The sequence below is a fragment of the Roseburia sp. AM59-24XD genome (assembly GCF_003478445.1).
In the GTDB taxonomy this organism is placed as follows: Bacteria; Bacillota; Clostridia; order Lachnospirales; family Lachnospiraceae; genus Jutongia.
The window spans coordinates 120,863-145,250 of record NZ_QUET01000004.1 but is presented as its reverse complement, the minus strand read 5'-3'; the positions used below and the strand labels follow the sequence as shown (position 1 = coordinate 145,250).

Annotated in this window: 20 protein-coding genes, 2 tRNA genes and 1 pseudogene; 2 read left to right on the top strand and 21 right to left on the bottom strand. The window is 46.0% G+C overall.

The window, feature by feature from the left end; genetic code table 11:
* The 4 genes from DXA20_RS03005 to DXA20_RS02990 form a co-directional block, all read right to left on the bottom strand.
* On the bottom strand, positions 1-318 hold a 318-nt coding region (locus DXA20_RS03005; RefSeq protein WP_147403677.1), incomplete at its 3' end, for a hypothetical protein.
* Complete coding sequence (locus DXA20_RS03000; protein ID WP_022306597.1) at positions 308-1,513, bottom strand: SPFH domain-containing protein; 1,206 nt, start codon at positions 1,511-1,513, stop codon at positions 308-310. The genes DXA20_RS03005 and DXA20_RS03000, both read right to left, overlap by 11 nt.
* 247 nt (positions 1,514-1,760) lie before the next feature.
* Positions 1,761-1,834, bottom strand: a tRNA-Met gene (locus DXA20_RS02995).
* A 30-nt stretch (positions 1,835-1,864) separates the two neighbouring features.
* Positions 1,865-1,937, bottom strand: a tRNA-Val gene (locus DXA20_RS02990).
* 235 nt (positions 1,938-2,172) lie between these two features.
* Between DXA20_RS02990 and DXA20_RS02985 the strand changes: the two genes are divergently transcribed.
* Positions 2,173-3,039 carry a VanZ family protein gene (locus DXA20_RS02985; RefSeq protein WP_158577107.1) on the top strand — a complete coding sequence of 289 codons (867 nt, stop codon included), beginning with the start codon at positions 2,173-2,175 and terminating at the stop codon, positions 3,037-3,039.
* Between the two features lie 23 nt (positions 3,040-3,062).
* Here DXA20_RS02985 and DXA20_RS02980 read toward each other — a convergent pair whose 3' ends face one another.
* The 6 genes from DXA20_RS02980 to DXA20_RS02960 form a co-directional block, all read right to left on the bottom strand.
* The gene (locus DXA20_RS02980) at positions 3,063-3,533 is read right to left on the bottom strand and encodes a phosphoribosylanthranilate isomerase (protein WP_243100512.1); all 471 of its coding nucleotides are present in this window, start codon (positions 3,531-3,533) and stop codon (positions 3,063-3,065) included.
* On the bottom strand, positions 3,518-3,685 hold the full coding sequence (locus DXA20_RS16625; RefSeq protein ID WP_243100511.1) for a hypothetical protein: 168 nt from the start codon (positions 3,683-3,685) through the stop codon (positions 3,518-3,520). Before DXA20_RS16625 ends, DXA20_RS02980 begins: the two co-directional genes overlap by 16 nt.
* Positions 3,686-3,959: 274 nt before the next feature.
* Positions 3,960-6,692, bottom strand: coding sequence for an FtsX-like permease family protein (locus tag DXA20_RS02975; protein ID WP_118559238.1), 2,733 nt, complete (start codon positions 6,690-6,692; stop codon positions 3,960-3,962).
* Entirely contained in the window at positions 6,692-7,393 is a 702-nt protein-coding gene (locus DXA20_RS02970; protein WP_022306463.1) for an ABC transporter ATP-binding protein, read from the bottom strand. The genes DXA20_RS02975 and DXA20_RS02970 overlap by 1 nt, the downstream gene beginning before the upstream one ends.
* 172 nt (positions 7,394-7,565) lie before the next feature.
* On the bottom strand, positions 7,566-8,027 hold the full coding sequence (locus tag DXA20_RS02965) for a hypothetical protein (RefSeq protein ID WP_147403676.1): 462 nt from the start codon (positions 8,025-8,027) through the stop codon (positions 7,566-7,568).
* Positions 8,028-8,035: 8 nt separating this feature from the next.
* A complete protein-coding gene (locus DXA20_RS02960) occupies positions 8,036-8,209 on the bottom strand; it encodes a TetR/AcrR family transcriptional regulator (RefSeq protein WP_118559236.1) in 174 nt (57 codons plus the stop codon).
* A 234-nt stretch (positions 8,210-8,443) separates the two neighbouring features.
* On the opposite strand from DXA20_RS02960, the pseudogene hcp reads away from it, so the two are divergent.
* A pseudogene (gene hcp / locus DXA20_RS18275) lies at positions 8,444-10,004 on the top strand (hydroxylamine reductase).
* Positions 10,005-10,163: 159 nt separating this feature from the next.
* Here hcp and DXA20_RS02950 read toward each other — a convergent pair.
* From DXA20_RS02950 to xrtG, 11 genes are all read right to left on the bottom strand, one after another.
* Positions 10,164-11,519 carry a sodium-dependent transporter gene (locus DXA20_RS02950; protein ID WP_118559235.1) on the bottom strand — a complete coding sequence of 452 codons (1,356 nt, stop codon included), beginning with the start codon at positions 11,517-11,519 and terminating at the stop codon, positions 10,164-10,166.
* A 41-nt stretch (positions 11,520-11,560) separates the two neighbouring features.
* A complete protein-coding gene (locus DXA20_RS02945; protein WP_118559234.1) occupies positions 11,561-12,919 on the bottom strand; it encodes a sodium-dependent transporter in 1,359 nt (452 codons plus the stop codon).
* Complete coding sequence (locus tag DXA20_RS02940; protein ID WP_118559233.1) at positions 12,916-13,428, bottom strand: gamma carbonic anhydrase family protein; 513 nt, start codon at positions 13,426-13,428, stop codon at positions 12,916-12,918. The genes DXA20_RS02945 and DXA20_RS02940 overlap by 4 nt, the downstream gene beginning before the upstream one ends.
* A 153-nt stretch (positions 13,429-13,581) precedes the next feature.
* Positions 13,582-15,780, bottom strand: coding sequence for a hypothetical protein (locus tag DXA20_RS02935; RefSeq protein ID WP_118559232.1), 2,199 nt, complete (start codon positions 15,778-15,780; stop codon positions 13,582-13,584).
* 153 nt (positions 15,781-15,933) lie between these two features.
* The gene (locus DXA20_RS02930) at positions 15,934-17,268 is read right to left on the bottom strand and encodes an MATE family efflux transporter (protein WP_118559231.1); all 1,335 of its coding nucleotides are present in this window, start codon (positions 17,266-17,268) and stop codon (positions 15,934-15,936) included.
* Positions 17,269-17,345: 77 nt separating this feature from the next.
* A complete protein-coding gene (locus DXA20_RS02925) occupies positions 17,346-18,425 on the bottom strand; it encodes a bifunctional glycosyltransferase family 2/GtrA family protein (RefSeq protein ID WP_118559230.1) in 1,080 nt (359 codons plus the stop codon).
* Positions 18,422-20,890 carry a 6-pyruvoyl-tetrahydropterin synthase-related protein gene (locus tag DXA20_RS02920; RefSeq protein ID WP_118559229.1) on the bottom strand — a complete coding sequence of 823 codons (2,469 nt, stop codon included), beginning with the start codon at positions 20,888-20,890 and terminating at the stop codon, positions 18,422-18,424. The genes DXA20_RS02925 and DXA20_RS02920 overlap by 4 nt, the downstream gene beginning before the upstream one ends.
* An 11-nt stretch (positions 20,891-20,901) precedes the next feature.
* Positions 20,902-21,363: a 6-carboxytetrahydropterin synthase gene (locus DXA20_RS02915; RefSeq protein ID WP_022306472.1), complete on the bottom strand. Its 462-nt coding sequence runs from the start codon at positions 21,361-21,363 to the stop codon at positions 20,902-20,904.
* Complete coding sequence (locus DXA20_RS02910) at positions 21,329-22,459, bottom strand: hypothetical protein (RefSeq protein WP_118559227.1); 1,131 nt, start codon at positions 22,457-22,459, stop codon at positions 21,329-21,331. The genes DXA20_RS02915 and DXA20_RS02910 overlap by 35 nt, the downstream gene beginning before the upstream one ends.
* 3 nt (positions 22,460-22,462) lie before the next feature.
* A complete protein-coding gene (locus tag DXA20_RS02905; protein WP_118559226.1) occupies positions 22,463-23,830 on the bottom strand; it encodes a TIGR03111 family XrtG-associated glycosyltransferase in 1,368 nt (455 codons plus the stop codon).
* Complete coding sequence (gene xrtG, locus DXA20_RS02900; protein ID WP_243100510.1) at positions 23,814-24,374, bottom strand: exosortase family protein XrtG; 561 nt, start codon at positions 24,372-24,374, stop codon at positions 23,814-23,816. Before xrtG ends, DXA20_RS02905 begins: the two co-directional genes overlap by 17 nt.
* Positions 24,375-24,388: the final 14 nt, after the last annotated feature.

Here is a 24,388-nt window from a genome sequence, read left to right as displayed (position 1 = left end):
AATTCCCAAAAAAACAATAGAAAATATCGCAGAAATCCATCCTGATATATCAAAAAACAATACACACGTAAACAACAATATTGTCTGTATTAATACATAAATCCCCCCTATATACCATAATGGAATTGATAAAATTTTAGTTTCTATATCAGAATCTTTATATTTTATCAATGCTCCTTCAACAATTATCGAAATCACAAAAAAAGTATATGAAATCCAAGCGGCATCACTCTTGTCGACCGGCAATATAAATATAATAGCTGTTATAACTGTTAAATATATTCCTAAAATTAAATAAACACAAATATTATTTTTCATTCAAGATCCTCCTCGTGCCACATTTTGGGCAAAAATTTTCTGATTTGGTAAAGACAAATCCACAATTTCTACATTGATCACTCTTTTCAAGTGCCTTCCCACAATTAACACAAAATGAAGCTCCAACTATAATTTCGGCACCACAATTATCACAAAATCTCATTGGATTATTTTCACTCATTTTTCCAGTCACTACAGGCATTGTAGAATTCATAATATCTCCAACAGCACTTCCAACTGAATTGCCAATTCCAGTCATCAAGCCAAAACCAATCCCTACGTTGCTAAAATTTCCACATCCTTCATTTTCAGCAACCTTTTCAGCCACATCAAACCCGCGCTCCTGCTGATATGTATATCCTTCCACTGCTCTCTTTTTCGCTATTCCTTCCGCCTCAATTACAACACGCTGTGACTCTGTCTGTTGTTGAATAATTCCAACTTTCTGTTGTAACTGCGCCTCTGCTATATCTGCATATTGTCTAAAATGCAACTCCTTAAACTTTTCATATTGCGGTTCACCATCAGGACGCACAATCGTTGTAATCAAAAATTTCTTCAAATCAATTCCATAATCTAGGAAATCAGGAACCAACTTTTTATGTATTTCTTCCGAAAATAGTTCCATTTGCTCATCAATTTCAAATATGTTAAGTGCCTTTTCCCGCATAACCTGAGCAAGGTATGTTTTCACTTTCGTCATCAAAAATGATCGAAAATAGGACACCATCTTTTCTCTTGTTAACAACAGCTCTGTTCCAACCAACTGAACAACCAAATTTCTTGAATCATGTACTGCTAGACTCATTTCCCCATTTGCACCAATAGATAATGGAAATTTATAGGTAGGATCAATATACTGAACTTTACTATCCGTTCCCCATCGTATTGCCATTTGATCCGTTTTATTGATGTAATAAATCTCACAGTGATATGGCGTTTTACCATCTGTCGGCAAATTTGATACTTTTCTAAGGAGAGGGATATTTTCAGTCTCCAACACATGTTTACCTGGTCCAAATAAATCCAATGCATGTCCATTCATATAAAAGAGTGCTTCCTGAGATTCATGGACAATCAATTGTGTTCCCAGATTAAAATCCTCACATGGATGTTTCCAGACAAAAACATCATTGTTGCCTTCATATTTTATGATGTCATATAAGTTCATTGCATCACCCCCGCTTTCACTCATATTTGTTAATCGCCCTGCATTATCCTTTCTTTTATCCCATACTGCATCTTATGAACGACATTTTACCAAACTGATGTCCATACTTGTCTTAATTATTTTCACAAGAAAAAAAAACAGCAGATCAGATCTCACGATCCTTGCTGCTGTGTGATGATTTTGTCTTATAGCTCTCGTTTCTCTTGACGCAATTCCAATAACAAAAAAAGACACCTGTCAAATGACAGATGCCTTTCGGGCAAAAAAATAATAGCGAGAGGGAGATTCGAACTCCCGACACCACGGGTATGAACCGTGTGCTCTAGCCAACTGAGCTATCTCGCCATAAATATGATCGATGAAAGACTCATCGAATGGGACCTACAGGGCTCGAACCTGTGACCCTCTGCTTGTAAGGCAGATGCTCTCCCAGCTGAGCTAAGATCCCATTTGTCTGCGTTGTTCGTTTCACGCGACTTGTATAATATACCAAAATATTTTCTATATGTCAATACCTAATTTTTATTTTTTTCCGGTAATTTTTTCGTCTACTTTACTATAGAACATTCCGGGTAAATCTGCTATGATATTGGAAAAGGTCAGACGACCGCGCAACGAAAGAACGAAGCTGCCCTTCCAGGCAGTATTTTTTTCGAATATACATGTTATTGGGGGATATTGTTATGAACAACCGTGCAGTGAATATCAGCAGTCTTGTTATTCTTCTGAGCCTCGTAAGCTTCATCGCCGAGGCATGCCTTTATTATCTGGTCAATTATCATTGGATCAGTATTGTTTTTGCTGTGATCTTTTCAGTTGGATTGTCGCATTTTTGTCTGGAGTCCTCACTCAATTATGGTTACAGCTTTCTTCATGCGGCTTTTATGGTGACGATCACCTTTATCTTTTCCACAGTGATCTATCTGATCCAGCCGAATCAGTGGATCCATTATGACTTTTCCATGGTGGTGCTTGTTCTGGTAAACTGGCTGGTACCGTTTCTTTATTCGAATATCCGCGATATGCTCGACCGCGGACCACGATTTGACGGATTTCATCTGTTCTTCCGTAGAATGAGCATTTTGTTTATTGTGTTTTTCCTGTTTGTGCTGATCAAGCAGTATTTCCTGACTCCGATCACACCACCATATCAGGAGCTGCCGTTTGGCGCACACAATTTTATCCCGATGATGACAACCGCATCCTATATTGAGTTTGCACTGAAGAGCCATGTTTCACTTGCTCCGCTTTTCTGCTATATCGGTGAGATGGTTGCCATCGGCATTCCGATCGGCTTTTTTGTACGCATTTACGGTGCACGCCTTCCATTTGTCCTGCGTCTGCTTATATATGTAGGAATTCCTGTGATCCTGGAGCTTTTACAAGATCTTGCCGGCAGGGGCTGGGGTGACATTGACGATGTTACGATGAGCCTTTTCGGTATTCTGATCGGTGTGATCCTGTTTTATTTGTTGAATGGACTTTCTCAGTCTGTCTCCAACCGTGAGTACATGATGAGCCGCAGCCAGACATCGAATTATTTTTCATAAGCCGTGAAGCATTACAAATGATTTTACAATAATTTATCGGCGTTACGAACAGCCTCCGCGAAAGCTTTGATCTTTTCGGGGGCTTTTCCTTTGCCCTGATCAATCTCCACGCCGGAGCTTACATCTACGCCATAAGGCTGCAGGGAGCGAATGGCATCTCCAACATTTTCCGGATTCAGACCTCCTGCCAGCAGATATGGTTTCCCATCCTCCGAAAGGCTTGGGAGGCTGCTCCAGTCAAAGGTTTCTCCGCTGCCCGGCTTTACCGCATCAAAAACATATCCGGCACATTTTTCTTCCTGTTCAAAGATCTCCCACTCCTGCATATTGTCCACATTAAATGCACGCAGAAACGGAACGTGCAACGCCTCCACCACCTCCGACAGCACTGTCCCATGTATCTGAATCAGGTCAAATCCGGCTTTCTCAAGCTGTCGAATCTGATCTGTGTCCGGCGACACGACAACCGCCACCGACTTTATCTCATCCGGCAATGCTGTATGATCTTCTCTGCCTGCGTAACACTGATATTTCGTTTGCTTTTCGGAAAGAAAAGCACCATCCCCGCATAATCCGCCTGCGCCTCAGAAACCCATTCCGCCTCCTGACATGTCGTTAGTCCACATATCTTAAACTTTGTCATCATTTTTCTCCTTATACCCTTCCAAATAGCGATCCGCTGCATCAATCAGAATCAAAATCCCCTTTACCCCAACATCAACCATAAATTACTATCTTCTTTTAAAATTACATCAATTAAATAAAGTTTACTGCTATCCGGCACAAAAAGCAAACCGGAATCACAGTAAACTTTCCTTTAAAAATGATCACAAATTTGTAACACAAAGAATCTTGCTGACTTGCATAGAATTGATAAACAACAAAATCATAAAGCATAATGTGCGGCAGATGCAAAGCGGCTACTCACGATTCTTAAGCACCTCCGCCGGTGTGATTTTATTCAGCCTGCGCACCAGAAAGAAGTTGATCACCGCATACAGCAGAAGAATGCTCACATACAGACCGATATACAATACCGGTGGGAAATAAAGATTCATTCCGCTGGCAATATTGCTGACCATCAACGGGTAAAGACTGTCCATCACAATCTTTGACAGAGGAATGCAGATCAGCGCACCTACTGCCACAATGCCGAAATTGCTGTTAAGGTACAGCCTGCGGATCTCTCCGGTACGATAACCAAATATCTTGATCAGAGAAATGCCAAAGCCGGAGCGGTCGATCATCACCTTCATCATCAAATACATAACCACACAAAAGATCAACGCTGACATGGTTGTAAGCATATATACCATCGACATCATCATATCGACAAAGATACCTGCGGTTTCCTCCACCTCTTTCTTACTCAGTGTGCCGTAAAGTCTTCCTGCCGGTATATTTAACTTATGATCGGCAAATACAACGTTATAATAATCGTCATCCTCTCCAAACAGATCTCGCATACTGTCAATGTCCATAAAAACGTACAGTCCCGGCGAATACTGTGTGACTCCATCCACTGTAAACGCATAATCTCTTTCCTCATCCTCATCATTTAGCACGATCTGATCCCCCTTGGAAAGGCCAAATTTCTGTGCTGCCGCAGAAGAAATAATGACGCGGCTCATACTCTTTTTCACATCGGCATCAAAAAAGGAATTGTCCTTGGTAAGTCCCATTACCGTGACATCCAGATTATAACCAAACCGTTCCTTCTTCAGCGTTCTGGCAAATGCTTCCTCTCCATCATCCGGAGCGTTCTTCGTCGGATATTTGTAGGTATACATATATTCAAACCGGGTGTCCGCTTTATTGTCTTTTCGGATATTATCGCACATCACAAAGCAGTCAAGGCTGAGCATGCAGATCAACAGTGAGATAAATAATCCAAAGATTACCGTCAGACTGGTACGGATTTCCCGCAGAAGCTGGCGAACACAAAATCTTGATACAAAGCCCATCTTTCCAAGATTAACACGTCCGAATCTCCCCTGCTTCTGTTCCTTGCGCATCAGCTTGAGTGCCGGCTGTGCCAGTTTCCTGCGGATCACAAGCCAGTTGACGATAACTGCAGCCAGTGCCGGCATGACAAGTCCATACACCAGAAGATAAACCGGATAAACATTCGGCACCTCCGGAAACGAAAAATAATTATACGTGTCTGCCATCTGCTGTCTGACACCGATCGGAGAAAACCCGATCGCCGTTCCGATCGCTCCCGAAATCGAAGTGACGCAGATTGGAAGCATCAGATAATGAAGGATCAGATCCTTTCCGGTCACTCCCATCGCATAGAGAGCACCGATCACTCCGCTCTCCGCCTCGATCGTATGTACCACAAAGACCGAGATCACATAGGTAAATAAAATCATAATGATCACACCTGCGACAAGACCACCCATTTTATTGATGATCTGATCATCTGTCGTTGCACCAATCCTCATATTCTCTTCTGCTGTGACAAATTCCGTCATATTGCTCAGAGAAATATTAAAATACTGATCCATCAGCTTGTCGGTTCCCTTTTTGAGCTTACTGACACCATCTGATAACTTCGAAGCTCCCTCAGCGGCATCCCCGACACCATCTGTATATTGTACTACCCCATCCTTATAGCTTTTTAACATAGTTAACTGATCCGACAGCGAACCGATCGACAGCTTCACAATGGCATTTTCACTGTTTTCATTCTTTAAATGCTCTAATGCGCTCTCGAAATTATCCTCGGTCAGATCTTCCTTCAGGCCATATGCCTTCAGTGCCGAAGACGCCTCCTTTAAATACGCCTCAAGGATACTTCCGCTGGCATTCTGAAGCTTTTTGTTGTTTGCAGAAAGTTCATTAAGTCCATCGGAAAGCTCTGCGGAACCGTTGACAAGCTTATTGATTCCCTTTGTCAGCTTATCCTTCTGTCCACCTGTCTGATCCCAGTATTTTTTGAACCATTTGTCCAAAATCTCACTGCTGTCAATGGTCTGATCCTTCAGCCATTCCTTAATCTTCTTGTCTGTGATATCTTCCTTTTTGATGTACGAATAATTGTACACCTCCGTTTGTGCACTTTTCCCCTGCTCACGCATCCGGTCATACTTTTCTGCCGTTACAAAAGCAAGGCCAAACTGCTTGCTTCCGACAGTGCTGTCCGACAGATTGTGATACGGTGCATTGTAATCCGGAACGCATCCGATACCGGTCACGGTAAGCTTCTCCCCGCCGATCGTCACAGTATCCCCAACCTTGATACCATGCTCTTCGCAGTATCTCTGCTCCAGCATGACCTCATCCGAAGACTCCGCTTTTCTTCCGTTCCGGATAACTGCCAGATTGATCTTCTCACGGTTCTCAAACAATCTGAGAATACTGTTGTCCTTCATCTCATAATCCATATAGAAGCTTTCCTGCAGCTCTACACCCTTGCCGGTCAGCTCCTTTCGTTCTGAAGTCGTGAGCGGCACAAATACGGAAAACTCTCCATCCTCAACCCGGTGTTCACGGTCGGACTTTTCTCCGCCCTGCATGATCGTCTCCGCCGCTCCTACCAGCGAGATCACCAGATACATACTCATAATGATCAGAACCGCCAGTGCCAGATAACGAAATTTATTCTCACGTAAATCCCGAAGGATTCTTTTTCTCAATACTTTTTGCATTACAAATCCTCCAATTCTGCTGCCGGTACTCTCGTTTCATTATAATATTCTCTGCTGATCTGTCCGTCCTTGATCCGAATCACCTTATGAACCATATCCTTGATCGAATTATTATGCGTCACGATCAGCATCGTTGTTCCGTACTTTTCATTGATCGTCTCCAAAAGCACAAGAATATCTCTGGAAGTTTTGGAGTCGAGTGCTCCGGTCGGCTCGTCGCAGAGCAGAAGCTTTGGGTTTTTGATCAGTGCCCGGGCAATTGCGCAGCGCTGCTGCTGTCCACCGGAAAGCTGGGACGGAAACTTGTTCTGGTGAGCCGTAAGTCCCAGTGTTTCCAGCAGTTCATCCATATCAAGCGGATCCTTTGTCAGATATTCACAAACCTGGATATTCTCGCGAACCGTCAGATTCGGAACCAGATTATAGAACTGGAAAATATAGCCCAGATTGTCTCTGCGGTATTCAGACAATTGTGTCTGATTGAGTCCTGCGATCTCCTTGCCATCCACGATCACAGAACCGCTGTCAATCGTATCAAGCCCTCCGACGCAGTTAAGAAACGTTGATTTACCGGAACCGCTGGTTCCCTGGATCACACACATATCGCCTTGTTCTACACCTGTCGTAATCCCTTTCAGAACCTGCACAAAACCCTCTCCTGATCCATAACTCTTCTTCAAATCCTTCACTTCCAGATACATAATCGTCCTCCTTTTGTGCTCTGCCCGTTCAAATATCCATCGGGCAGCATCTCCTTATTGATAATTTTTCCCAATAGCATAACACTGTTATGTTATTGTCGTTTTTTAAGGAACTGCTTCCACAGTTCCCATATTCATTCTTTTGATCACTATTCTGATCTGCTTTACACGTCTATTCCATATCCGGCACAATTCCAAACATTCCATACCATCCGCAGACCATATAGCGCACTGCATGCTCCATATACCGGATCGCCTCCTGCTCGGATTCAATATGCGTCACTGCATAGACAAACAGATCAATCTGCATATGTGCAATCCAATGGATCACATTATGCTCAATCGGCGGTGCCCCTGTCAGCTTCGCCATCGTCTCCGCAAGCATCTGGTAGTGTTGATCACTGATCTGAACGATCTGATCGACTGCGCCCTCCAACGAGCTCCCCTGTGACTTCTCAAGCAGCAGACGAAACTGATTTCTGCTGCTGTACATCGCATGTACAATGTCCACAGTCACCCGGAAATCATCGGCCGCATCCTCCGTCTGAATCGCGCCGGACAAGAACTCTCCCGATTCCAGTGCCTGCTTCTCATCCGCAAAATGCTGCTCCATCACCGCATATACATTTGCCAAAGGCTCTTTCACCAGAGAAGCAAACAGATCATCCTTATCTTGAAAGAAAAAATACACGCTCCGGTGGTCACTCCGGCATTCTTACAGATGCTTCTCAAAGATGCCTTCATAAATCCCTTCTCCAGAAATTCCTGCATCGCACTCTCCTGAAGCTTTTTCCTGGTTTCCTTCTCATCATTCATAGCTGCCTCTTTCTTCTCATTACCAACATAACACCGTTATGCTATCATTCTTCTTTCTTTCTGTCAAGCATTTTCTAACCGGAACACTTTAACGGTATACGCCGCAAACAATTTGGAAAGACTGATTCAAGGGGCAAAATCAGATACCAGCGTATGTTTACATACAAATTGATATCTGTCAATCACCTTTTGACCCTGACATCACAAAATGATTGGAGGATTATTATGGCAAATATGTTTTGTTTTCAATGTCAGCAGACCGCCGGAAACAAGGGCTGTATCAACACCGGAGTCTGCGGAAAGCAGCCGGAGACTGCACATCTGCAGGATGAACTTGTGTATGAACTGATCCGTCTTGCCACGGCAGCTCACGATGCGCACAAGCATTCGAAATTAACCGACCGGCTTCTGATCGATGGATTGTTTACAACATTAACCAATGTCAATTTTGACGATGAAGCAATCCGCACATTCACAGACCATGTCCGAAAGGAACGCTGCAAGCTCACCGGTGATGACATTTCGCTGGTCAGCCTCTGGGACGGAGCCAATGACATTGTGTCTCTGCGCTCCACGCTCCTGTTCGGAATGAAGGGTATGGCAGCCTACGCACACCACGCCATGAATCTCGGCTACATGGACGATACAGTCATCAAATGGTTCTATAAGGCTTATGTGAGATCAACAAAGAGCACACACCGGAGGAATGGATCGATCTGATCATGGAATTTGGACAGGTCAATTTCAAATGCATGGAGCTGTTGGACCGCGCCAACACAGAAACTTTTGGCACGCCGGAACCGACCAGGGTTCTGACCGATATTAAGAAAGGTCCCTTCATTGTCGTATCCGGTCACGATCTCAAGGATATTTCCCAGCTGCTCGAACAGACAAAGGACAAGGGAATCAATATTTATACACACAGCGAAATGCTCCCCGCTCATGGATATCCGGAGCTTAAAAAATATCCTCATCTGGCCGGTAATTTTGGAACAGCATGGCAAAGCCAACAGAAGGAGTTTGACAATATTCCGGCACCAATCCTGTTTACCACCAATTGCCTGATGCCGCAGCGCCCGAGCTATCAGGACCGCGTCTACACGACATCTGTTGTCGGCTACAAGGGACTGACCCATATCACCGGAGATGCCGACGGCAACAAGGACTTCACACCGATCATTGAGCACGCACTGAGGCTTGGCGGCTATGAACACGACCACAGCATGAGCGGCATTAACGGCGGTCATGTTCTCACCACAGGCTTTGCACACGCTGCCGTGCTTTCCCATGCAGAGCAGATCATAAACTCGATCAATCAGGGACATATCAGGCATATTTTCCTTGTCGGCGGCTGTGACGGCGCTCATCCCGGCAGAAATTATTACACGGATTTCGTCAAGCAGACACCGATGGACTCTCTTGTTCTCACTCTCGCCTGCGGCAAATATCGTTTCATGATCTGGATCTTGGTGAGATCGACGGCATTCCACGTATCCTTGATATGGGACAGTGCAACGATTCCTACAGCGCCATCAAGGTTGCTTTAGCACTTGCCGATGCATTTGACTGCTCCGTCAACGACCTTCCTCTCACGCTGGTGCTTTCCTGGTATGAGCAGAAGGCTGTCTGCATCCTGCTGACGCTGTTATCCCTCGGAATCCGCAACATGTATCTCGGACCGACCCTCCCGGCATTTATGTCAGAAACCGTTGTCAAATATCTTGTCGACACCTACAATCTGCAGCCGATCACCGCACCGGAGCAGGATATGGATGCAATCCTTAAAAGAGGCTGATTCCATTTTCCTCCAAAAGAAAAGACAGGTATGTCATACCGTGATATACCTGTCAAAATGTCATAATATAAAATTCAAACGCAACCGGAAGCAAAGCAGACCACGCCATCAGCATAGTCAAAAGCTATCTACCCTGCACCATACATAAGACTTCGCCCATTACCGCAGTCCCAGCACCAGAATGACCAGAATAATAACCGGAAGCACAAACGTTACATAACCACGAAGTGCCCTCGGAAACTTCACTCCGGCTCCGGTATTGGTCTCTTCCAGATACTTGTCAAATCCCCAACCCCATTTCGTCACACAGAACAACAGAAAGACCAGGGAACCGCCTGGCAGCAAAAGATTGCTGACAATAAAGTCCTCCAGATCAAGCACCGTGCTTCCGGCTCCTCTCGGCTGAAAACTGCTCCAGATATTGTAGCCGAACACCGCCGGCAATGAAGCCACAAGTATGATCACTCCATTGATCAGTGCCGATTTTTTGCGGCTTACATTCCATTTATCCATGCAGCATGCAATGATATTTTCAAATACGGCAATGATCGTGGAAAATGCCGCAAACGTCATAAACAGGAAAAAGAAGGTTCCCCAAATCCTGCCGCCCGGCATCTGGATAAATACATTCGGCAACGTGATAAAGATCAGCTCCGGACCCGCTCCCGGATTAATTCCGTAGGCAAAACACGCCGGGAAAATGATCAGTCCGGACATGATCGCAACAAAGGTATCTAACGCCGCGATCCGCATGGACTCTCCAAAAAGAGTGTGATCCTTTCCCATATAACTTCCGAAGATCTCCATCGCACCGATACCAAGACTCAGCGTGAAAAACGCCTGATTCATTGCCGCAATGATCACGTTAAACAAGCCGACCTCCTCGACCTTTTTCCAGTCCGGGATCAGATAAAACTTCAGACCGCTTGTACCGCCCGGCAGCAAAATACTGTTGACCGCAAGAACCACGATCAGCGCAAGAAGCCCTAACATCATCGGCTTACTGATCTTCTCAACGCCGGCCTGCAGACCGAAGGAGCAGATCACAAAGCCAATAATAACGATCACTGCCATCCAGAACGTCATCCCCTTCGGATCAGACAGCATATGGGAAAACTTATCTGTTACGCCCTTGGTGTCAAGCCCCTTGAAATCATTGATCAGAAAACGGTAAAAATAGCTGATCATCCAGCCTGCCACTGTCGTATAAAACATCATCAGCATATAATTGCCAAACAGTGCAGCGTAGCCATGCAGATGCCATTTGCTCTTCTTCGGCTCCAGTGCCTCATAGCCGCGGATCACGCTTTTGCCGCTGGCACGTCCGACCGCAAACTCCATGGTTAACACCGGCACACCGACTGCGACCAGAAAGAACAGATAAAACAGTACAAAAACTCCTCCTCCGTTCTGTCCCGCAACATACGGAAACTTCCAGACATTTCCGATACCGATCGCACAACCGGCAGAAATCAGAATAAATCCCAATCTTGATTTAAAGCTTTCTCTTTGCATCGTTACATATTCCTTCCATCAATTTCTATATTCATACGGAACTATCCGATCAGTCCCATAATAATGATCACCAGCATAATGCACGGCATCACATAGGTCAGATACCCCCGCAGAAAGCGTGGCATCTTAAGTCCTTTTCCTGTGTTGACCTCTGACAGATAATTTTCAAAACCCCAGCCCCATCCGGTCATACAGAACAGCAGAAATACAACGGCTCCGCCCGGAAGCAGCAGATTGCTGACAATGAAATCCTCCAGATCAAGCACCGTGCTTCCGGCTCCTCTCGGCTGAAAGCTGCTCCATACATTATAACCCAGCACTGCCGGCACAGAGCCGATCAATATAATGACTCCGTTGATCAGAGACGCTTTTTTCCTGCTGATCCCCCACTTATCCATGCAGCTTGCAATGATATTTTCGAAGACTCCGATAATCGTTGAAAATGCCGCAAATGTCATAAACAGGAAAAACAGTGCTCCCCAGAAACGACCTCCCGGCATCTGGATAAACACATTCGGCAGCGTGATAAATATCAGCTCCGGACCCGCTCCCGGATTGATCCCGTAGGCAAAGCACGCCGGAAAAATGATCAATCCGGACATCAGTGCCACAAAGGTATCAAGCCCCGCAATCTGAAGCGACTCTCCGAGCAGCGTATGCTCCCGGTCCATGTAACTTCCAAAGATCTCCATACCACCCATACCGACACTCAGCGTAAAGAACGCCTGATTCATTGCCGCAATGATCACATTAAGAAGCCCAACCTTTTTGACCTGTTCCCAGTTTGGCACAAGATAAAACTTAATTCCCTCTGCACCGCCCGGCAGCATCATGCTGTTGACCGCCAGAATCACGATCAGACCAAGCAGACCGATCATCATCGGCTTACTGATCTTCTCGACACCGTTCTGCAGTCCCATGGAACAGATCAGAAAGCCCAGTATTACGATCAATGCCATCCAAAACAGCATTTCCCTGGGATCAGCAAGCATATTGCTAAACTTCTCGGAGACCCCCTCTGTATCAAGACCATAAAAGTTATTTGCCAGAAAACGGTAAAAATAACTGATCATCCAGCCAGCCACTGTTGTGTAAAACATCATGATCACATAATTACCAAATAACGCCGCATAGCCATGCAGATGCCACTTGCTCCCCTTCGGCTCCAGCTCCTGATAACACCCGAGAACGCTCTTACGGCTTGCACGCCCGACTGCAAACTCCATGGTCAGCGCCGGAGCACCCACCATAACCAGAAACAACAGATAAAACAGTACAAAAATTCCGCCACCGTTTCTTCCGGCTACATACGGAAACTTCCACACATTGCCAATTCCGATCGCACATCCTGCCGATATCAGGATAAACCCCAGCCGCGACTTAAAATTCTCTCTTTTCAATTGTATTCTCCTTCACCTTCTCCTGCATATTCCACGTATTCTGCCGCATTCGCATGAATGTGCTTAATATCCTCCTCATTGACCGGACGGTATACACGCACCGGATTACCAAAGGCAACCGATCCCTCCGGCACTTCCTTCCCCTCCGGCACCAGTGTTCCTGCACCGATAATGCAGTTCTTCCCGATTCTCGCCCCATTCAGGAGAACCGCCCCCATACCGATAATACAGTCATCCTCCACCGTGCAGCCATGAACGATCGCCCCATGACCGATCGTAACGCCATTGCCGATCACGGTCGGAAAGCCATTGTCCACATGAACAACCGCATTGTCCTGAATGTTGCTTCCTTCTCCGATCGTGATCGGTGCCATATCACCGCGTACGACCGCATTGTACCAAACCGATGCAGCCTTTTCCATCGTCACATCGCCGGTTACAACGCACCCCGGAAACAGATATGCCCCGTTCTCTGTTTCTGTCCATTTCATCACTCTTTGTTCTTTCATAATTACATCATTCCCCGTTAATTTTCCCATAAAAATAGTTTAGGCTAAGATTCCGTCTTCACGAAACCTTAGCCTGTCTATCATATCATTGATTCTATTGTCTGCGCAAGTCAAATCCCTAAAATTCTCTATTTTATCGGGGGATTTATCCTCTTATACCTGAATATCTTTATGTTTTTTCGAAATACTCATTGACAGATCATAAGATGTTTTCTGACCGTTAATATACAGCGAACCATACGGGTATGGATTCAGATCAGGAAAACGACTGACCTTCGGCACCATTGTGTATTTCTTTCCCAAATGACTAAGACGTACCAGATACCCCTTTGTACTATCCCTGCGTGCCCGCGGCAGACGGATCACAAGACGCTCTTTTCCGTCAAGCTGTGCCTGACTTACCTTTCTGCCGTACAGCTTCTGTCTGCTCTGCAGAGAAATCACCTCAACCCGGTATTCTTTTCGTCCGGACGGTTTTTCTATTTTATTCTTCAATGCCTTTGCTTTCGTCAAACCTTTTTTGAGATTTTTACCCTGCTTTGAAAGATTCTTCTCTTTTACCTCAAAATTGATCGTGATCTTCTCTTTGTCGCCCGCTTCGATCCGCTGTCCCTGAAGGATCGTCTGCTCCATCACAACCCTGCGCTTAAACTGTCCTGTTTTCTTTTTATCGACGGTATTGACCGGCACGGAATCCGGGTAATTTCTACAGTGGTAGACAACATTCTCGCCCGTCTTTTCCTGTCCCTGCACCGTCTTTATCTGAAGCTGCATCGTAAGACCAAAACATAAAACACCAAATATCGCCATGCAGACGCCAAGTCTTTCCCGAATCCCGGCTCTGTTATGCTCAACGCCCCTGACATAACGGAAGCATCTCTCAATTCCATCTGCCATCAAAAGCATATAAACGCCCATAAAGCAAACATTATATTTCCGGTTCGCCTCCCACAGAATAAAGAATAAAACCGCCCCCAGAAATGTCAGGGAAAATACAAAGGATATATCAAATTTCCGCTGCCTGATCTGCATCAGGACGCTGACCAGCAGAAAGAAAAATGTTGCCACTCGAAACGCCTGCATAAACAGCAGATACCAGGTGTTGGAGTGTCCCATAAAATACGGATACAGGCCTGGGAAATTGCTGGCGTAGCCTGCCTTTCCGAAGCAGTCATCATCCGACAGTGCCCATACTCCGTACATCTTCACTCCCGCCTGACGCAAAAGTCCCGGTGCACCCATTCCGGAAGCTCTCTCCCTGATCCGTTCCACATCCGCCTTCCATTTCTCTTCCTTTGTCGGATAACTCATGGTGTATGCCTCATCCGATCTCGAGAACTCTCCACCGGACTGTTCGTTCAACCCCATCATGATCCAGTGTGTTATCGGAAACTGTCCACTCAGTCTGCTCCGGTCGATATGTCTGCCAACCAGCCCAAAGCATCCCATAAAGCAGCATACAAACGCGCCTGCCGCAAGTCCTGCCTTCACCAGACAGACGCGGGCGGAATCCTTTGTTTCCCCTTGAATAAAACGGATCACAAAATACATGCTGACCGCAATGATCGGAATGATCGTAGTCGGGCGCACCCAGTATCCCACTGCCATCAGCGTACCGAGACCTGCCCAGAGTTTATATTCTCCGCGCATATTTCCCCTGCACTGATGAAGCCGCAGACACAGATACAGGATCGCCATTACAAACGGAAATGAGATCGTATTGGTATACACGGTTGTCAGCCATACATACGTGGTCGGGCACAAAATAAACAATCCTAAAAGAACATTTGCAAAGGAAATCCCCTTAAAACGGCGTGCCGCCAGCCAGGATATAAAGACTCCGATATCGATCGATACCAGATTCAGCGCCACCGTTGGTTCCCACACCTTATGAATCCCTAAAAAGGAAAGCAGTTTATAATAATAGTAGAAAAGAACGACAATAAAATGATTGTTCGGATATCTCTGAAAATACATATCCTGCATGTTCATCTGTCCATGCTGTTTCTGCACCATCAGCAAGGCTTCATTCTGCACTCTGGCAGGATCACTGATCGCCATCGGATGAGACACAAACATCAGAAATCCGATCTGAAGCAGCACAAGTGCCGCAAACAAAATGACCGCCACGCGTTTACCGCTCTTAAGAAATATCCGGTACGCTGCCACAAAACCGGCGGATATCAGAATCATCATCAATAACATCGCCTGTGTCATTCCAACCGTATGCCCTTTAGAAAACATCTCACCGTATATCATCATAGCAGATGCTGACATCACCAGAAGAATCGCACCGATCCCGGCTGTCATTCCCTGACAGAACCGGCAAAACGCATCCGTTATTCTCTTCATAAAAATCCTCCGTCCTTTCTCCATCTGCAATTTCAACGCTGCAGATGCAACATAAAAACACACCTGCTATCAATAGCTTCTCCATCTGCCAACTAATATACCAGAAAAAAAGAAAGAAAATCTCAAAATACTCTTAAGATTTTCTTTCTTTTTCTAAATATTATATGAACTTGACCGTTTCCAAAGGATTGCAGATATCACCGCTGTCACCAGTTCGGCGATCCAAAAAGCATGCCAGACACCGGTCGGACCGATCAGACGGCTTAACAAAAACGCCATCGGAATGATCACCACGATATAGCGGCAGAGAGAAATGATCAACGACGGAATCCCTTTTCCGATTCCCTCCAGTGCCCCGGAAGCAACTACTGACACTGATGAAACGATAAAGCCGGCACTGATGATCCGAAGTGCTGTCTCACCTACCCGGATCGTCTCCGGCACATCCGTAAACATTCCCATCAGCGTTCCCGGCACCGTCAGACACAAAAGCGTGCCAACCGCCATGATCACAACGCTCATAAGCAGTACCACACGGAATATCTTCTGAACTCTTTTGTATTCCTTCGCGCCGTAATTAAATCCGATCAGCGGACGCATTCCCTGAATAATACCATTCACCGACAGATACAAGAAGGTCTGCAGCTTATAATAAATGCCCAGCACAAAAATATAGCTTCCCGCAAATGCCGCAAGGATCGCATTCAGTGCTGAGATCAGAAGTGACGGCAATGCCAGATTCAATGTTCCCGGTATGCCGATGGAATACAGCTTACCAATAATATACTTATCCGGTCTGATATCAGACATACGGATCCGGACACGGATCGGACGTACCAGATACAGCACCAGATAAATGATCAGTGGCAGAAGCTGCCCAATTCCCGTTGCAAGAGCCGCCCCCTCAATTCCCATCCTCGGAAACGGTCCGATTCCAAAGATCAGTACCGGATCCAGAATAATGTTGGCAATGCAGCCACACATCAGACTTGTCATTGTGACTTTCATTTTGCCAACCGCCTGATAAATCTTCTCAAATGCCATTGCAAACATGATCACCGGAGCAAACAAAAAGGCAATTCGCGAATAACGGATGCCGTAGGAAAGCACGTCCTCTGACGACGTAAACACTCTTAAAAACGCCGGCATCACCGCAATGCTTCCCGCCGTCATAATAACGGAATGGACTGCCGCACAGACAAGTCCCTGTGTCGCCGCCTTATCTGCCTTTTCTTCATTGCCCTCACCCAGATAAAGTGCGATCACCGCATTGATCCCGACGCCAAAGCCGATTCCCACCGCATTGATAAAATTCTGTACCGGGAACACAAGCGATAATGCCGTCATGGCATCCTCACTGATCTTCGCCACAAAAAAGCTGTCCACAATATTGTACAGCGAATTTACCATCATCGAAATAACCATAGGAAGTGCCATCGACAAAAGAAGAGGCACCACCGGTCTTTCTTTCATATAATTTTCATTCATTTTAATTCCCAATCTGTTTATTTATTCTGTTATTTCACATTGTATTTTATTTGACTTCCTTCTGTTCACATTACGGCTTATCTGTCCCCACGAAAGATCCACCTATGCTGGATCTGATAGCTGATCAGGAACAGAAGGGTATCAACAAGTATCTTAACCGGAACGGCATAACCTCCGGCAAGCCTTGTCAACAGATACACCAATCCCGCCGAGCAGCCCATCTGAACCATCACAAGTGCATAGTAGCCTGCCGCCATCCGTGCCAGACTTCCCGATGCCCGGAACACAATCGCCCTGTTGACCAAAAAATTGTACAGAGAAGAAACTGCCCTTGCCACGATCGTTGAAAGCAGCACATTCCATTTTAATTCCAGCCCCGAAAGAAGCCAGACCTGAAACAGCGCAAAAATCCCCATATCCACCAGCGATGCACTGAGCGAGGATAACGTATATTTCAAAAAGTTTCCGAGGATCACCCGGTATATTTTCACCGAATCATGAAATGGGCGGAAATGCGACGTCTCATTATCATTGATATAAATCGTGTCGATTGTAACCTCCCGGAATGGTATTCTGTGTCTTGCCGCATAGATCAGCATGCGGATCTCATATTCATATCGTTCCCCGTCAAGTCTGCACATCTCCTCTAAATGTGTTCTTCCCACGCCACGAAGTCCCGTCTGTGTATCATTTAACCATTTACCGTAGAACAGAGCAAACACTGCCGTCGTGATCCGGTTGCCATAACGGCTCTTAGACGGAACCTGCTCCTGCTTAAAATCTCTGGTTCCAAGAATTAACTCCTGCGGATCGTCGATCAATGCCCTCGCCGTCTTCACTGTATCCTCCGGGCTATGCTGTCCGTCACAATCTGCCGTCACAACACCCACACACTCCGGCATATGTTCCAACGCCCACCGAAACCCGTCCTTGAGTGCCCGTCCCTTTCCACAGTTGACCGAATGACGCAGAATTGTCACCTGCTCATCAGCCTCAAGTTTCTCAAAGCACCACCGGCATTCCTGCCTGCTGCCATCATCGACCAGCAGAATACGTTCAAAGCCTTCCTGTTCCAAATTGCGGACATAGGAGATCATCTTCTCATCCGGATCGTACGCCGGAATCAACACTAAAATATCAGAAAATTCATGCTTCATCCTTTCACCTCCTGTGGTCGTTTCTCCTTCGTAACTAAATCATGATGTTTCCTGCGAAGCCACAAGATAAAGAAAAGATAGCCGATAATTCCTGCCAGACTTAAAATCATTCCCTGCATCACATACGGATACTTCAACCGGATCACCGTCACACCGTGGCGCACCACTGTCAGTGCATGCTCACTTAACAGCTTTTGCTTACTGTGGAAAATATCATGGTATGCCAGTGACGTATTCACATTATCCCTCGGTGACTCGATCCGTATCTCGTCAGAACGATATGTGATCTTTAGCGGCACGATCGTTCTGTCCGGCAGGGAGTTGAGCTGATCTCCCATCAGCCGGTCCATATATGCACCGACATTTTCATCCTTTGTCAGGAAATAATGATACGACAGATTCAAACCGATAAACACGATATTATCGTTATATACTGTCCCTGCAAAGTCCACACGCATGCCTGAATCATACAGATAACCATCCGCCTGATCCAATCCGTTAAAATATACCGTCTTCCACTGTGCGTTTTCTTTATCAAACAGCAGCGTATCCAGCTCTCCCTGAGCAGTATAAAGAATCGGATAGCCGTTTTCAAAATAAATATCCTGACAACTCACACCGAGAAAGTCCCGTTCCTTCGTATGTGCATCCTGCGGAATACCATCTCCGCTGATGATAATCTTCACTCCGGCATTACTTAACCTTTTCACCAGCTTCTCAGCCTTCGTTTTATCACTGTACGAAAAACCGGACAGATAGATCACCTTGTATCCTGAAAGTTCTGCAAAGGTATAGTCATCCAGATTCGCCGAATCTCCTCTTGTAATATCCGGATAGCTGTAGGTCAGCGATGCCGCCGCATTGCCGATCGCCAGTCCGTCATATTTGCAGACTGTCCCAAAAACAGTACTGATCTCCCGGTGATATAACAGAAAGCTGTTGTTATACTGTACCAGTGTAAACTCCTGCTCCTTCGCCGCATTTGTGACGTCGGGGATATCCTTGCTTCCATTTTTCAGTTCACTGATCTTTATCAACACCGTATCATTGCCAAGCTCCAGCGCCCGGTCAAACAGATACGGATAAAAGCCTCTTTCCACCGCCTCATTGAGTTCTACAATATTGACTGCGGTAGCCGCTGACTGCCAGCCTGCACCATATGTCCCCTGCGTCTGCTCCTCATCATAGTCTGTCAGAAGGTATGGTGCCATCGCGCCGAGTCTGCTGCCATCCATCAGTGCCACTCTCTGCTTCGTAATACTTCTTGCCTTTGTGATTAGACTTGCATCTGCACTAAGCTGCATATTCTCCTTTGCGGTTCGTTCCCCGATTCCATGCCAGATAAGTCCATAGGACGGAATACAGTCTAATACCAGCAGCACACAGCACAGGATCACAAAGCCCCGCTTGAGCGAAGTCCACATCATAAAACTGTACAGGATCATGACGAGCGCGATTGAAATAAAACGAAGCATCCACAGATACTGACTACCCGGCAGCTTGGAAAGCACCGCATACATAGATGTCGTCGTACATGCAAAGATCAGAAGTGCCGCCCAGAATCCGGTCATAGAACGTCTCTTACTGCAAAATGCACCAAACACGGCAACCGCAAATGCCGCAAAGCCGAAATAAAAATCGGTATTTCCTCTGGTGAGACGACGCAGGGGATTCAGCGAGATCACCGCATCCTGGAAAAATCCCTTCATGACCTGTGAACTGTCCGTCGATGTAATGCCTCCCTTCAAGGATGCATACAGCCATATCCCAATGATCATAAAGGGCAGAATAATGCTTACGATCACCGGAATGCACTTGCCGGTACGGTGATAAAGGATCCGGTATACAAGCAGAAACAAAAGCATCGCCAACGCGATCATACCGGCATACCCCACATGACAAAGTGCGATCCCCACGAACACCGGAACCGCCATGATCAGACTGCGCCAGTCATTTTCAAACAGATATTCGCTGACAAAATAAATAAACAGCGGCAGCAAAACCATGGACAGGGAACGCGGAAGATTTCCCTCCACAAAAAGAGCGTACAGGTTATTGGGCATAAAAAACCACAATCCCCCCATAAACGCTCCCAATACAAGACGGTTCTTGCGGATGCCGATATAAAGCCATACCAGTGCTCCAAGATAAAAGACAAGGGATACAAAGACCAGGTACCCCTCCAGATCCACACCCCCGGCGATTGCCTGACAAAACGCCAGAAAATATACCGGCAGCGGTGCCCAATAGCGCATCATCTGCACACCGTTGTACCAGAACCGGTCATAAAGCGGATACCAGTTTCCCTGCCGGATCGCATGATACAACACGTCTCCCTTATAGACATGACACATCGTGTCCACACCTGTCGGATAATTTCCACCGATTCGGATCACATAGGCAATCGCTATGGCTGCCATCAGATAAAGCATGATCGTCATCGTGATTCCTGCCTGCTTCTTCACGGTACTCTCCTTTAATCAATAATACGGTCTAAAATGCCATCAACCACCTGACTCATCTGTTCCTTCGAGCTTCTCCGAATGCTCTCCAGATATTCCGCCTCTCGCTCAAAGCTGATCACATAGCTTCTGGTCGGTGTCTCACTGCTCTCCATTTTCACAAGATGACCTCCCAGCTCCTTGACGATGCGCCGGATGTTATTCACAAAATAATCCGACATATTCTCCAGCGTCGGCACCATATGATCAAACGGATCGATCTCATTTAACACGCGGTTCTGATATTTATTAAAATATTCGTCGATTGCCTTTTCGTAGGCATCGAACTGTACGAATTTCTGGTCACTCATCAGTACATCCACCATAAACTCCCATGTATGCGGATGCACCTCTCCCTCTTTTCCGTTGATCACAATAAAATGATTGGCATTCAGATAAAATTTAAATTTGTATTCCCGAAATGTTGTGTTCGTCATCGTCCTGTTCCATCCTTTCTGCCAGCTTCTTTGTAAACCGCTCATATACCGTTATCAGTGCTTCCCCTTCGCCGGTATATGTCTCACTCTGCAGCACCTTGCACTCACCTGCCTGCGCGCTCACTGCCTCGATTCCCTTTATTGCCTCACATTCCTCATACTGCAGGAACAAAAGCACGATCTCCTGATCCGATGAGTTCTCAAACCGGATCACCTTTTCATCCAGCAAAATCTGCGCCTGATTCAGGAAATGCTTCCGCTCCTCCTTCGATGCAAATTCCAGCTCCACAAACGTAAGCGGCGCCGTCTTTCTTTCGGCAAGCTTATCCACAAACATTTCAAGCATCGGCAGACGGAAAATGCTCCATCTTGTATGATAGCTGTCCATCTCGCGGATCGTCTCTGTCTGCTCCTCCAGCACCTTATTCAGACTCGTAATATGCTTCTCCAGCTTACGGATCCTGCGGTCACGAAGATCAACAACATTTGCAAAGATCATTGCCACCAAGAGCAGCATGCCAAGCAGGATCGCGCCAAACACATAAAGACCGATCTTGGAGGACAAAAATACATTGTTATCCAGTATCACGGTATCATTGGTCAGCAGACAGATCTTATACTGCGCACCGTTATATTCAAAGATCACACCGGATGCCACATAGCGGTCGCCATCCAACGTGATCATCTGATGAACCACCCGGTTTACCGCAAGCTTCTTTAAGAAATGCGCTGCACTGTCCGAGGTAAAAAATGTCTCCGTCGTCAATCCCTTATACCGGTTTGTCTCCGTAATATCCTTTACGAACAAAAGTGCCTGATCCTTCGTCAGCGTCCAGTACTTCCTGCCGGACGTATCCAGAGAGCCGAGGATATTCTGAACGATCTCCTCGTCGCTGCGATCCTCCAGCAGGTTGATCTGATCCAGCACAAGCTGTACATACGCATCCTGCTGTTCCGCATAGATTGCCAGTGTACTCCGCTCATACTCCTGCGCCTGATGAACGCCCAGCACCCCCATTCCGGTTGCTGCCACAACGATCAGCACGGAAATCACTTTTATATTGGTGATCCATTTCCAAAACTTTGTCTTTCTCACGATTTACTCCTCATTATTCACAAAATCCCTGATCCTGCCAAGAAAATGACCCACTACACTGAAATCCTTCGCCACAGTCTGTACAAAGCTCTCCTTTTCCTGTGTGAAATTTCTTGTCTTCCATGCACTGTCCGTATTGATGCTGTTGATCACACCGGCAAAACGGATAAAAAACACCATCAGATTAAAAATCGGAAGAACAGGGATCACATACCACTGCTTCGCATAATACTTTCGGATCTCCTTAAAATTCTTCAGAAAGCCTACCGTCGAAATATAATAAAATACGCCGATCAGCACATAAAGTCCATACAGAAAAAGTGTCGAATATCCAATCTGCGCAAACGAATAATTCATACACAAAAGACAGATCAGCGCCAGATACCAGATCATTCTCGGAAACGCAAAAGTATGGTCATACAGAAGCGTCCGCACACCGACATTCGTAAGCATATTGCGTGCCTTTAACTTGTCCTTCAGAAACAGATGAGAAACCTCCAGACTTCCTCTCTGCCACCGCTGACGCTGCGTATAAAGCTTATTCATGTCCTCGATCGGATCCACGAAGAAAATCGCATCCTCGCAGATTCCGACTTTGGTTTTCTGCAGATATTTCATCTGGAATGTGATCTGTGTGTCCTCACAGATCGTATCCGTGTTATAAAGCTGCGACTTTAATACTGCCGATTTGCGGAATGCCGAAAATGCACCGGAAAGTGTATATACCGCATTTACCTCCGCCGAGTAATTCCGCCCGGCAAGAAACGCCTGTGCATACTCCATAAACTCCACCTTACGGAGAATACGCGGCAGCACCGGAGGATACGCCTGCACCTGCTTTGGATCGGTAAGAATGACTCCTGTCATACACTCGATCGTCTGATCCGCCTCAAAACGATACACCATATTGCGCAGCGCCGACCGTTCCAACAGACCATCACTGTCAATATGAATAATATATTTGCCCTCGCTGTTAAACAGCGCCATATTGAGTGCCTTCGACTTTCCCTGCTTCGCATTCAGCCACTGCATCTGAAGCTGTGGATACTTCTGCTGACAGTCACAAAACACCTGAAAGCTGTCATCCTGCCCCTGATTATTCACCAGAAAGATACGAATCCTCTCATCCGGATAATCGCTCTCATCAATGGAACGGATACACTGCTCCAGCGTATCCATCGAATTATAGATCGGAATGATCAGAGAAATCTCCGGATCAATCGCCGGCTTTATGATCTCTTTATGAAATATATGCTTCTTGATCAGGACAAACACACTTCCAAGAGAAGGTACGATCTCCATCATCACCGGAATGATGATCCATGCCGCCCAGAATAAAAATGAATTGCAGAATCTATTTATCAGTTCCATACGTAAAGCCACCTACCTTCTGGCGTATGATCTGGGTCTTGGTAAATACAAAGAAGTACAATAAAACGGACAGTGCGTAAAACAGGATACGTCCCACAAAGGTATGTGCCACATAATAGGATGGCATGCCAAACACATAAATAATCACGCAGATTGCAATGATCCTCAGCGCATTTGCCAGAATAATATAAAACGTTCCAAGGATCCCTACCACGACTCTCTCATAAACGGTATATGCACGGAAAAATGCAAGAAGTGCCACAAATGCCATGATCTCCAATATGCCGGAGCACTCAAAGTCAATGAGAAGAGAAATGGCACCCGCTCTTGTATTGACAAAGATTACACCATACTTAAAGTACGACTGAAACATACCGGTCAGCTTGCCAAAGCCTCCCGCCAGTGCAGCGACAACCTGTGCCAGCGGCTGTGTACAGTACGGACGAAGAAAAATCATCAGCAGTACAAAAAGCCCACAGCTCCCCATATAAAATGCCATGCCGGCAGCTCGCTTCTGCGGGTGACCCACAGAACGTAAAGCCACACGGCAAATATGAT

Excerpts from the sequence above, each read along its gene's own strand:
- DXA20_RS02935 (WP_118559232.1), bottom strand. The coding sequence starts at position 15,780 with ATGAAGAGAATAACGGATGCGTTTTGCCGGTTCTGTCAGGGAATGACA.
- DXA20_RS03000 (WP_022306597.1), bottom strand. The coding sequence starts at position 1,513 with ATGAGTGAAAGCGGGGGTGATGCAATGAACTTATATGACATCATAAAA.
- DXA20_RS02970 (WP_022306463.1), bottom strand. The coding sequence starts at position 7,393 with ATGTATCTGGAAGTGAAGGATTTGAAGAAGAGTTATGGATCAGGAGAG.
- DXA20_RS02915 (WP_022306472.1), bottom strand. The coding sequence starts at position 21,363 with ATGACGAACACAACATTTCGGGAATACAAATTTAAATTTTATCTGAAT.
- DXA20_RS02905 (WP_118559226.1), bottom strand. The coding sequence starts at position 23,830 with ATGGAACTGATAAATAGATTCTGCAATTCATTTTTATTCTGGGCGGCA.
- DXA20_RS02985 (WP_158577107.1), top strand. The coding sequence starts at position 2,173 with ATGAACAACCGTGCAGTGAATATCAGCAGTCTTGTTATTCTTCTGAGC.
- DXA20_RS02950 (WP_118559235.1), bottom strand. The coding sequence starts at position 11,519 with ATGCAAAGAGAAAGCTTTAAATCAAGATTGGGATTTATTCTGATTTCT.
- DXA20_RS02960 (WP_118559236.1), bottom strand. The coding sequence starts at position 8,209 with ATGAATGATGAGAAGGAAACCAGGAAAAAGCTTCAGGAGAGTGCGATG.
- DXA20_RS16625 (WP_243100511.1), bottom strand. The coding sequence starts at position 3,685 with ATGATGACAAAGTTTAAGATATGTGGACTAACGACATGTCAGGAGGCG.
- DXA20_RS02940 (WP_118559233.1), bottom strand. The coding sequence starts at position 13,428 with ATGAAAGAACAAAGAGTGATGAAATGGACAGAAACAGAGAACGGGGCA.
- DXA20_RS02975 (WP_118559238.1), bottom strand. The coding sequence starts at position 6,692 with ATGCAAAAAGTATTGAGAAAAAGAATCCTTCGGGATTTACGTGAGAAT.
- DXA20_RS02925 (WP_118559230.1), bottom strand. The coding sequence starts at position 18,425 with ATGAAGCATGAATTTTCTGATATTTTAGTGTTGATTCCGGCGTACGAT.
- DXA20_RS02930 (WP_118559231.1), bottom strand. The coding sequence starts at position 17,268 with ATGAATGAAAATTATATGAAAGAAAGACCGGTGGTGCCTCTTCTTTTG.